Raw genomic sequence first — 10,870 nt, forward strand, 5'->3', positions numbered from 1 at the left:
TTTTATACATAACTTTTTTACATATGAGCTGGCTCGGTAGCTCAGTCGGTAGAGCAGAGGACTGAAAATCCTCGTGTCGGCGGTTCGATTCCGTCCCGAGCCACCATTGATTATTTAAATACTAAGAGACTGCTTTTGTTTTTTGAACGCACTTGATAAGCCGAAGAAAACGGGGCAGTAATGTTTCTTTAGAACGAAATGCATGGACGTCGTGCCGGTGTAGCTCAACTGGCAGAGCACCTGACTTGTAATCAGGGGGTTGAGGGTTCAATTCCTTTCGCCGGCACCATCTATTTTCATTCTAACCGCGGTGAGCTATCTTCCTTGTTAGAATGAAACGGTAGTACACGAAGGAAAAATCTTACGTTCTACATTTTCTAATGTGGAGGGGTAGCGAAGTGGCTAAACGCGGCGGACTGTAAATCCGCTCCCTCAGGGTTCGGCGGTTCGAATCCGTCCCCCTCCACCATTTATACAAAACAGAATACAGGGGCATAGTTTAACGGTAGAACAGAGGTCTCCAAAACCTCCAGTGTGGGTTCGATTCCTACTGCCCCTGCCAACCATTCATCATGGCGGTCGTGGCGAAGTGGTTAACGCATCGGATTGTGGCTCCGACATTCGTGGGTTCGATTCCCATCGATCGCCCCATCGCTGGGGTATAGCCAAGCGGTAAGGCAACGGACTTTGACTCCGTCATGCCCTGGTTCGAATCCAGGTACCCCAGCCATTTGTTCTTGTAATGTGTAGTTGCTTATCTTTAGAAAAGCGTATATACTATAAAATAATGCGGACATAGCTCAGTTGGTAGAGCACGACCTTGCCAAGGTCGGGGTCGCGAGTTCGAGTCTCGTTGTCCGCTCCATCCACATAATTTTGTTCATAACTAGATTATGTGAATTTTGTGTTTATATTTTACGGAGGTATAGCCAAGTGGTAAGGCAAAGGTCTGCAAAACCTTTATTCCCCGGTTCAAATCCGGGTGCCTCCTCCATTTTCTTTTGCCGGGGTGGCGGAACTGGCAGACGCACAGGACTTAAAATCCTGCGGTAGGTGACTACCGTACCGGTTCGATTCCGGTCCTCGGCACCACTGTGTTTATGTTTTATGCTTTTATCTTGCCGATGTGGCGGAATTGGCAGACGCGCACGACTCAAAATCGTGTTCCTTCGGGAGTGTCGGTTCGACCCCGACCATCGGTACCATACACATATTTGGACGCGGGTGTAGTTCAATGGTAGAACATCAGCCTTCCAAGCTGAATACGTGGGTTCGATTCCCATCACCCGCTCCACTTATTGTTTTTATACATACGAACAACGCGGTTTTTCGTTCCATAAAGGACGAAGGAGCGCGTTTTTTATTTTACCTTTTATTGTTTTGAGGAAAAGATAAGAAAGACGGCAAAATCGAAAGGAGAGTACATATGTTATTACCGGAGAAATTTTTGACGTGCGTGCGATGTGAAGACGGGCTAAAGAGGGAGGAAGGACAAACGCCAATCCCGGGGGAAGGTATCCCGGAAGCGGAAGTGATGCTTATAGGTGAGAGTCCGGGAGCGGAAGAGATGAAATACGGCAGGCCGTTTGTGGGTAAGGCCGGTGAAAACTTGAATGCGTTCCTTCAATCTGTCGGACTTGACCGAAGTAAAATGTACGTGGCGAATACCACCCGCTGTCGCCCTTACAAAGTAAACGAGAAAATCTTAAAAAATGGCACGAAACGGGTTACCAAGTCGAACAAACCACCATCCAAGCATGCGATTCAATCTTGCGCTACCTGGCTGGATATAGAGATTGACCTTATCAGTCCAAAACTTATTGTAACACTTGGCTCTACGCCGTTAAAACGTCTTACCCCCGATCATGGCATATCAAAAGTGCACGGTACATTATTAACTGTACCAATACAGCGTGTAGGAGAAAAAGAAGACAGCCGGAAATTCGCTTTATCGGATAAGGAGTATCATGTTTTCCCTCTTTATCATCCGGCTGCGATTATTTACCGGCGCGAACTTCAAGAGGTGTTTGAATCCGATTTGAAGAAGCTGCGAAAGGCTATAGAGGAACTTAATATAACTTCTGTGTTTCTGTAGAATAAATGTCCCTTTATACCGATTGTATAAAGGGTTTTTTTATAGAAATAACGAAGTAATTATCTAAACATTTTAATAAATTTTAATAATACATAAAATTGCTTATGCTGACAGAAGGAGGCACAAAATATGGATGTACGAATCCAGAAAGTAAAAAACAATCCGATTCTCACACGCGAAGATTGGAATAAGCAACGCTACGAAGCAGAGCAGAATCCCGGAAAGTTTCATGGCGAAATCGCCAAGCGTGAAATTCACTGGTATGATAAGAAATCGAACGCTTGGATTAACTGGAGTGATGAACAGAACCAGTGGCTGGGCCTGGATGCGGATAACGGATCTCCTGTCATAGTTACGTATTCGCCGCAATTTGAACCATGGGTGCAAGCCTTTGATGATAGTAATGCGCCTTTTTATAAATGGTTCTCCGGCGGGTTAACTAACGCTTGCTATAACGAAGTAGACCGTCATGTCATTAGCGGACACGGTGATGAGGTGGCGTTTTACTTCGAAGGTGACCGCTGGGATCAGGCCAAGAATGACGGTCGAGGCGGACCGGTCGTCGAGTTCGCTGTCACCCGGAAGAAGCTTATGTTGGAAACAGTAAAAGCGGCGCGGGTATTAGTAAATCTCGGTCTGAAAAAAGGTGACCGCATTGCACTGAACATGCCAAATATTATGGAACAAATTTATTATACGGAGGCTGCCAAGCGGCTTGGAATTATTTATACGGCGGTTTTTGGTGGTTTCAGTGATAAAACGCTAAGCGATCGTATTCATAACGCCGGTGCAAAAGTGGTTATTACTTCAGATGGGGGTTATCGTAACGCGCAGGTGGTTGAGTTCAAAGAAGCGTACACCGACCCGGCACTTGATAACTATATACCGAAAGAGGTCGCACAGCGTATCGTGGAAGAAAAGCTTCAAGAACTGAAGCTGACGGAAAAACAGGCTGCATCCATCAAAGAAAAAGTCATGCAGACGATCGGCAGTGAAATCACGGTAGAGCGTTCCGACGTAATGCGCGGTGTCGGTATGGCACTGGCGCAGTTCCATGATATGGGGGCCGAAGAAAAATCCCATATCCGCACCGTAATCGCCAAGGGGCTTGTTGAAGCACCTCCACGTGTAGAAGCCGTTATCGTGGTTCGCCATACCCGCCAGCAGGATTTGAACTGGCGTCCGGAGCGTGACCGCTGGTCGCATGAGCTAACGGCACAGGCGACTGAAGAGATTTTGGGGGCAGCACGCGGTCTGGGCTACGAAGTTACGGATGAGAAAGCGTTGCTCGATTTAGCAACGGAAGACTTTATTAAAGTAATGTACGCTGTATCCAAGCCGGAGCCTGTCGATGCGGAGTATCCGCTCTTCATTATTTATACGAGCGGAAGCACAGGAAAACCCAAAGGCGTTGTTCATGTACATGGAGGGTATGTAGCGGGCATTGCGCATACAATGAAAATTTCATTCGATGCAAGACCGGGCGAAGACATCATATATGTCATTGCAGACCCGGGCTGGATTACCGGACAATCTTATCTGATTTCCGCCGCATTGACGACGCGCACGACCAGCGTAGTAGCGGAAGGGGCGCCGGTTTTCCCAAGCGCCGGGCGGTATGCAAGCATTATTGAACGGTATAAAGTAACGATTTTCAAAGCGGGCTCGACTTTCTTGAAAACAATCATGTCTAATCCGCAAAATAAGGCGGACGTAGAACAGTACAGCATGGACACGCTTCGTGTGGCTACATTTTGCGCAGAGCCTACAAGTCCGGCTGTTCAGCAATTTGGTATGGATTTAATGACACCGCAGTACATTAACTCTTATTGGGCGACCGAACACGGTGGTATCGTATGGACGCACTTTTACGGTAATAATGATTTTAAATTGAAGGCCGATGCGCATACATTCCCGCTGCCATGGGTTTTCGGCGACGTGTGGGTATCTGAGGGCACCCAAGAGAATGGTAAAGCGAAGTATCGTCCGGCTGCATTTGAAGAAAAAGGCGAGATTGTCATTACAAAGCCGTATCCTTACCTGGCTCGCTACATCTGGGGAGATGAAGCGAACTTTGGCACCCCGGATTGGAAGGGGGATGCGGAACGCTATATTGATACGTACTGGGGAAAATGGGAAGGCACCTGGGCATATACACAGGGCGATTTTGCAATGAAATATGAAGACGATTCGTTCTCGCTGCACGGGCGTTCTGACGACGTTATCAACGTATCAGGGCATCGGATGGGAACGGAAGAAATTGAAGGAGCCATTCTGCGCGATAAGCAGATTAATCCGGATTCTCCGGTCGGCAACGTGCTCGTTATTGGTGCGCCGCACCGAGAAAAAGGGTTGACGCCGGTTGCATTCATCCAGACTGCGCCGGGCATGCGCCTAACTCTTGAGGACCAGCGCCGCCTATCCGAACTGGTGCGCCAGGAAAAAGGCGCTGTAGCGGTACCGAGTGATTTTATCGAAGTGGGGCAGTTTCCGGAAACACGCAGCGGCAAGTATATGCGCCGGTATCTGAGCAATATGCTAAACGGAGAGCCGTTAGGGGATACGTCCACGCTGCGCAATCCGGAAGTGCTCGAAGAAATCCGCCCGAAAATCGAGCAGTGGCGGACGAAGACCAAAATGGAAGAAGAGCAGAACATTTTCGAAAATTACCGTTTCTTCCGTGTACAGTATAATGATGTGCTGCCAGATAAGAAAGTCGCAACCGTTACCATTACCAATCCTCCGGTCAACGCATTGAACGAACGTGCGCTGGATGAGTTGAACACGATCGTCAGCCACCTGGGCCGGCGCGAAGACATCAAGGTAGTCATCTTCACCGGACAGGGTACCGGCTCATTCGTGGCAGGTGCAGATGTAAAGCAGTTTCTTGAAGAAATGTTCGAAGTGAAAGACGTTCTTCCGCTAGCACATAAAGCACATCTAGCCTTTAGCCGTATCGAAAGCCTGGGCAAACCGGTAATTGCCGCAGTAAACGGCGTAGCGCTTGGGGGCGGGAACGAATTCCAGATGGCGATGCATTACCGGATTGCCGAGCCGCACGCGTTATTCGGCCAGCCGGAGATTAACCTAAATCTTATTCCGGGCTATGGAGGCACACAACGTCTACCGCGTCTTCTGCAGCAGCGAAAAGGTACGGAAGGCTTCCTGAAAGGTGTAGAAATTATTTTGAACGGCCGCAGCATCGATGTAGAAGAAGCGCAGCGTATCGGTCTCATTGACGAAGTGATAGAAGGCAGCGATGATGTATTGATTCGTGCTTCGGCGCTGGCTCGTGAATATATCATGTTCGGTAAAGGTACGTTAAAAGAAGCATTTGACCGCCATAACAAGCTGGTTGAAAATTGGAATACGCCTCAGGACTTCCCACAGGAAGCGATTGATAACAGCAAGGAGATTCAACGCATCCTTCGTCAGTCCGCGTGGGCAGGACGCGAAGAAGCAGCCAAACGTGCGCTGGATGCGATTCGTGCCGGATATGAGCAGGGCATCAAGAAAGGAATGGAGCACGAAGCACAGTTGTTCGCCGAAGCGGTCATCGACCCGAAAGGAGGCAAGACCGGTATTCGAGCATTCCTTGATAAGAAGAGCAAGCCGCTGCCGACACGTCCGCGCTTCCAGCCGGATGAAATAGAGCAGAGGGAGCTGATTCAAAAGGGGAAACTGCTGCCTGTAGGTGCACCTTACTTCCCGGGCTTTACGCCGATTCCGGAATGGCAGTATGCCTATGCGGTCGTGAAGAACGACGAGACAGGTGCAGTTGATCACGGCGATCCGATTGACGCTGAGAAGCAGATTATCATTCCGGTCAAAAAACCGGGCGCCAATGAAGTGCTGTTGTATGTACTGGCCAGTGAGGTAAATTTCAACGATATCTGGGCGATTACAGGCATTCCGGTTTCCACGCTCGATGATCATGATCTGGATTATCATGTGACAGGAAGCGGCGGTATCGCACTTGTAGCGGCTGTGGGCAGCGAGGTCAAGCATGAAGGACGTGTAAAAGTTGGCGATCTTGTAACCATCTATTCCGGTCAGAACGACTTGCTGTCACCGGCAGTCGGCCTCGATCCGATGTTTGCAGATTTCAGCATCCAGGGGTATCAGGGTCCGGATGGCTCACATCAACAGTTCATGATTGCACAGGCGCCTCAGGTACATGTGAAACCGCAGGATGCCACACTTGAAGCTGCCGGAAGCTATATTTTGAACCTGGGCACAATCTATCGCGCATTATTCACAACATTGAACATTGAACCAAATAAAAACTTGTTCGTTGAAGGCGCAGCGACCGGTACGGGCCTTGAAGCACTCAAATCGGCTGCACGCAACGGCTTGAATGTGATAGGTATGGTCTCGAATGAAGAGCGGGCCAATTATATCCGCGAACAAGGAGCGGTTGGCGTTATCAACCGGAAGAATCCGGACTATGCAGGTGCATTTACGAAAGTTCCGGCCGATCCATCCCGGTGGGTGGCATGGGAAGCTGCCGGACAAAAAATCCTGGATGACTACCGTGCGCAAAGCGGTGGACGCCTGGCGGATTATGTTGTCTCGCACGCGGGTGAAGAGGCGTTCCCTCGCTCGTTCCAAATGCTCGAAGAAGGTGGTACATTGACGTTCTATGGCGCATCCAGCGGCTATCATTTTACCTTTATAGGTAAAAAGGGCGATCGTACACCGCGTGAGATGTATGAAAAAGCGCGGCTGCGTGCCGGAGAAGCCGTACTGATTTACTACGGCACAGATACCAATGCGGATGGGATCGTAGACGAAACAGGACTTATCGCTATTGAAACAGCCCGTGAGATGGGGGCCCGAATCGTAGTCGCCACCTATACGGACGCACAGAAAGAGTTCGTGCAAAGTCTTGGATACGGGGATGCGGTGCGCGGTGTGCTCAGCATCGAGGAAATTAAGCGCAGGGAAGGCGAAGACTTCGTATGGCCCGAGACGATGCCGGACTTCCCAAATCCGAAGACGGAGACCGAAGCATTCAAAGAATCGGTGCGTTATTTTACGGATTACATCTTCAAACCGTTCGGCAGCGCGGTCGCTAAATACTTGCGTTCCCCTGACAACCCGCGGGGTTATCCGGATTTAATCTTCGAACGTTCCGGTCATGATACGCTTGGGGTAAGTACGACGCTGTTGAAACCGTACACGGGACGGGTCGTTTATAGCGAAAACATGGACAAACGGCGCTATAGTTTCTACGCCCCACAAGTATGGATGCGCCAGCGCCGCGTGTATATGCCGACAGCCAACATCTGGGGAACCCATCTGTCGAACGCATACGAAGTTATCCGCATGAACGAAATGATCGATGCGGGCATGCTGGAGATTACAGAACCGGTGTTTGTACCGTATAATGAACTTCCCAGGGCCCATCAGGAAATGTGGGAGAATCGCCATGCCGGAAGCTCATACGTTGTGAATCATGCCATCCCGCAGCCAGGCTTAAAGACGAAAGACCAGTTATATGAAGCCTGGGCTGTCCGGATGGGTGAAGAAGCGAGTAAAAAAGAAGCAAATACAGGAGACGTGGCAGAATAATAAAGAAAGAGTGGCCGAGCCCATCAAGAGCTAGGCTCGCTCCTGACGGGGCGGGCCTTTTCTGTCTGCTCTTATGGAATCGTTATGGTGCTATCAATGGAAACGCACAAGAAAGTTATAGTAGTTCAATGACTTTAAAAAGTATGGTATCTTAAGAAAGGATGCCATCATGATGGGAGAGAAGTGGATGAAGCAGGTTGCAGAAGGGATGCAGGACTTCTACCGGCGGTTAACTAAAGATGGGTACAATCCTGACGATGTTAAGCCTGCGCTCTATGAAGTTGAACGAATTGTGCATATGGAGCAGCTGCGCCGCCAAGTCCTCAGTTGTACGGATTGTTCACTCTGCGGGCATGCAAAAAGCCGTGTACCGGGCACCGGAAATACCGGCACTCCGTTTATGATTGTCGGAGAAGGTCCCGGGGAAGATGAAGAGAACTGGGGCCTGCCGCTTGTCGGTATCAGCGGTTCGCTGTTAACGCTAATTTTAACCAAGGCCGGTATCAGGCGAGAACAAATTTATATGACAAACGTAGTGAAATGCCGCGTCACCGATGAAAAAGGTAAAAACAGGACGCCTGCACGCGAAGAAACGCTGGAATGCAGCAAGTATTTGCTGCGTGAGCTTGAGATAATTCGGCCGAGAGTCGTTCTGGCACTGGGTAAGGTGGCACTCCAGTTTTTCTTTCCGGATATGAAGACCATGTCGCAATTCCGTGGCAATGTGTATGATTATAACGGAATCAAAGTTGTACCAACCTGGCACCCGGCCTATATAGTGCGGCAGCGGGGCGACGCGCTGGCCAGATCAAAACGGGAGGTATGGTCCGACCTAAAAGTGGCGATTGAATGCGCCAAGAGAAACGGGTGAGAGAGTGGAATCGCAAACAGAATCAGCGAAGAATTTATATGAACTGGATGAGAAACCGCCGCTGTCAGTGACGTTCATCTCGGCGCTGCAGTGGTTTTTTGTTACGATCTCCAGCTCGCTGGTTATACCGCTTGTCATTGGAGAATTGTACGGCCTGCCTGCACAGCAGTTGGGCCAGTTTGTCCAGCAGACGTTCTTTTTAATCGGGCTTGTTTCCCTGCTTCAAATTTTATTCGGTCATCGGCTGCCGATTACGGAGGGTCCTGCCGGTATGTGGTGGGGCATCTTCATTATTCTGGCCAATCTGGGAATGGCCGCGGGTCAGGCCCCGCGGGAGATTGGCCAATCGCTTGAGATGGGCTTAATCATTACCGGAATCATGTTAATCACCCTGGGTGCTATTGGTTTTATCGAGAAGGTACAGAGAGTATTCACCCCGCTTGTCAGCGGAGGATATCTGGTGCTGCTGGCGGTTTCTCTCAGCGGCCCCGTGGTAAAAGGGATGCTGGGCATTGATTATTTCTCCAAGGGAAGCGGTGTACAGCCCATGCTGGCTGCCGTATCTTTGGGACTGGTGTTTTTTACGTTTATTATGATTCGTTCGCGGTTTAAGTACGTACGCAGCTTTGCTATTTTGATTAGCATGCTTGTGGGATGGATGATTTATCTGGTTATGGATTGGACAAAGCCACTGCAGGAGGCGCACGGGTTTTTTGCGCTTCCGCAGCCGTTTTTCTGGGGTCCGCCCGTATTTCACCTGGGTACGGTACTGACATCGATGATTACCGGTTTAATTTTGGTTACCAATCTGATTGCCAGTATTGCGGTTGTCAGTCATGTGGTGAATGTGCGGCCAGGGGAAGGGGAATACAGGCGCGGCGGAATTATGACCGGAGTGGCGCATGTATTGTCAGGTGCAGGCGGGATTGTTGGTCTGGTGCCGCTTTCGATTGCGGCCGGAGTGATTCAGGTATCGCGGATCGCATCACGCCTGCCGTTTATTGTCGCTTCTGTGATGCTGATTCTATTAGGGATGCTGCCTCAGGTCAGTCGAATACTCGCGGGCCTTCCCTCGCCGGTGGGCTATGCAGTCATGTTCGTGACTTTCACGCAACTGCTTGGCTTTGGCCTCCGTGATTTTGAACGGATTATGCTTGATGAACGGAATCTTCTTATTATCGGATTTGGCCTATTGGGCGGCATTGGCTTGATGTTTGTTCCGCCTGAAGCACTGCAAGAACTTCCGCCCATTTTCAGCTATGTATTCGGTAACGGACTTGTCATGGGAGTACTGCTCATTATCTTCATGGAACAAATTGTGTTAAGGAAAAAAAGCTAACACAAGGGATACAGGGTCAAAAATACGCCCTATCTTTTCTGCAAGAAGTAACCATGGCTACGCCGCTTTCCATGAAAAAAAGCGCCGGCAAAACATCTGGACCGCTTAATGCTGGATATAGTTGCCGTCGTTGTTCAGCTTTTTCGGGAAAGGCGCCGAGCAGTGAAACCGAAGGAGCTTTATTTTTGATCCTGCTTCCCATTGTTCATAAAACAAATAATACGTTGTCTGTACAGCATTAAGACAGCTTTACGCTTTTCCCACAGGCAATCTAAGCGCTTAAGTGACCACTAAAAATGGCTGTCCACCAATTTCGCATGTACCACCATTGACATGGGTGAACATCTCTTTGACTGAGCGCAGCAACTGCTCATCCGTCCAGCGGTTGAACTCCGGATAGATAAAGAACACATGCAGCAGGTGTGTAGCTTCCTCGGTCACACTGGTGCGCACGGAGTCGACGAACGGGCTGCCGAAAGGCCCCTGTGTATCGGCGAGCACTAATTTACCTTCGCAGGAAATCTCCCGCCCGTTCAGACCTTCATATGTCTCGCCGCTTTGTCCGAGTCGCAGTGTTACGTCACCTTCAATACGGTCCCGGTTATACAGCCCGGCCGGCAGACCGAATTGGAGGGAGAGGAAGTTATTCACGTCCACGCCCGTATGTATCCAATGAAAGGGCTTATTTTGCAGCACGCGCCGCACAAGCGCTTCCGAGGAAGGGCGATAGCGCGACGGATCCATGCCCAGTGCCTTGAAAATTCGCCGCCATTCTGCAATGCCTGGTACGTCAGACGCGGATTTCTCCGAATAATCGTAACGCATATTTTCCAGAAATAAATTGATGCGTCCTTTTAGCATGACCGGGGTAGGGGATAGCGCCACATTATCATAGTGGAGAATACCGAGCTTAAGACCGGGCGTTTTGGCACGGATTTCTTCATCAATTGTGTAATTCCGCATGAAACAGCCTCCTTTTTCTGTGAAAATC

General features: G+C 49.6%; 6 protein-coding genes and 11 tRNA genes. 16 read left to right on the top strand and 1 reads right to left on the bottom strand.

What is annotated here, in order from left to right; genetic code table 11:
- Positions 1 to 30 precede the first annotated feature (30 nt).
- The 16 genes from ADA01nite_RS00005 to ADA01nite_RS00080 all read left to right on the top strand — a co-directional run bounded on the left by ADA01nite_RS00005 (position 31) and on the right by ADA01nite_RS00080 (position 10,121).
- Positions 31 to 106: transfer RNA gene (locus tag ADA01nite_RS00005), tRNA-Phe, on the top strand.
- A 107-nt stretch (positions 107 to 213) separates the two neighbouring features.
- Positions 214 to 289 (top strand) — tRNA-Thr (locus tag ADA01nite_RS00010).
- A gap of 95 nt (positions 290 to 384) precedes the next feature.
- Positions 385 to 469 (top strand) — tRNA-Tyr (locus ADA01nite_RS00015).
- A gap of 19 nt (positions 470 to 488) precedes the next feature.
- Positions 489 to 562: transfer RNA gene (locus tag ADA01nite_RS00020), tRNA-Trp, on the top strand.
- Between the two features lie 13 nt (positions 563 to 575).
- Positions 576 to 651 (top strand) — tRNA-His (locus ADA01nite_RS00025).
- Between the two features lie 4 nt (positions 652 to 655).
- Positions 656 to 730, top strand: a tRNA-Gln gene (locus tag ADA01nite_RS00030).
- A gap of 59 nt (positions 731 to 789) precedes the next feature.
- Positions 790 to 865, top strand: a tRNA-Gly gene (locus ADA01nite_RS00035).
- A gap of 54 nt (positions 866 to 919) precedes the next feature.
- Positions 920 to 994 (top strand) — tRNA-Cys (locus tag ADA01nite_RS00040).
- Positions 995 to 1,003: 9 nt separating this feature from the next.
- Positions 1,004 to 1,092 (top strand) — tRNA-Leu (locus ADA01nite_RS00045).
- Positions 1,093 to 1,120: 28 nt separating this feature from the next.
- Positions 1,121 to 1,205, top strand: a tRNA-Leu gene (locus ADA01nite_RS00050).
- Positions 1,206 to 1,220: 15 nt separating this feature from the next.
- Positions 1,221 to 1,294, top strand: a tRNA-Gly gene (locus ADA01nite_RS00055).
- A 132-nt stretch (positions 1,295 to 1,426) separates the two neighbouring features.
- Positions 1,427 to 2,095: a uracil-DNA glycosylase gene (locus tag ADA01nite_RS00060; RefSeq protein WP_146807850.1), complete on the top strand. Its 669-nt coding sequence runs from the start codon at positions 1,427 to 1,429 to the stop codon at positions 2,093 to 2,095.
- Positions 2,096 to 2,224: 129 nt separating this feature from the next.
- Positions 2,225 to 7,669: an AMP-binding protein gene (locus tag ADA01nite_RS00065; protein WP_146807851.1), complete on the top strand. Its 5,445-nt coding sequence runs from the start codon at positions 2,225 to 2,227 to the stop codon at positions 7,667 to 7,669.
- 187 nt (positions 7,670 to 7,856) lie between these two features.
- Entirely contained in the window at positions 7,857 to 8,540 is a 684-nt protein-coding gene (locus ADA01nite_RS00070; RefSeq protein ID WP_170230034.1) for a uracil-DNA glycosylase, read from the top strand.
- A gap of 4 nt (positions 8,541 to 8,544) precedes the next feature.
- On the top strand, positions 8,545 to 9,879 hold the full coding sequence (locus ADA01nite_RS00075) for a purine/pyrimidine permease (RefSeq protein ID WP_146807853.1): 1,335 nt from the start codon (positions 8,545 to 8,547) through the stop codon (positions 9,877 to 9,879).
- 53 nt (positions 9,880 to 9,932) lie between these two features.
- Entirely contained in the window at positions 9,933 to 10,121 is a 189-nt protein-coding gene (locus tag ADA01nite_RS00080) for a hypothetical protein (protein ID WP_146807854.1), read from the top strand.
- Positions 10,122 to 10,158: 37 nt separating this feature from the next.
- Here the strand turns inward: ADA01nite_RS00080 and ADA01nite_RS00085 are convergent, their stop codons facing one another.
- Positions 10,159 to 10,842 (bottom strand): B3/B4 domain-containing protein, encoded by a 684-nt coding sequence (locus ADA01nite_RS00085; RefSeq protein WP_146807855.1) that lies wholly within the window; start codon positions 10,840 to 10,842, stop codon positions 10,159 to 10,161.
- Positions 10,843 to 10,870 lie beyond the last annotated feature (28 nt).

The organism is Aneurinibacillus danicus (genome assembly GCF_007991215.1).
In the GTDB taxonomy this organism is placed as follows: domain Bacteria; phylum Bacillota; class Bacilli; order Aneurinibacillales; family Aneurinibacillaceae; genus Aneurinibacillus; species Aneurinibacillus danicus.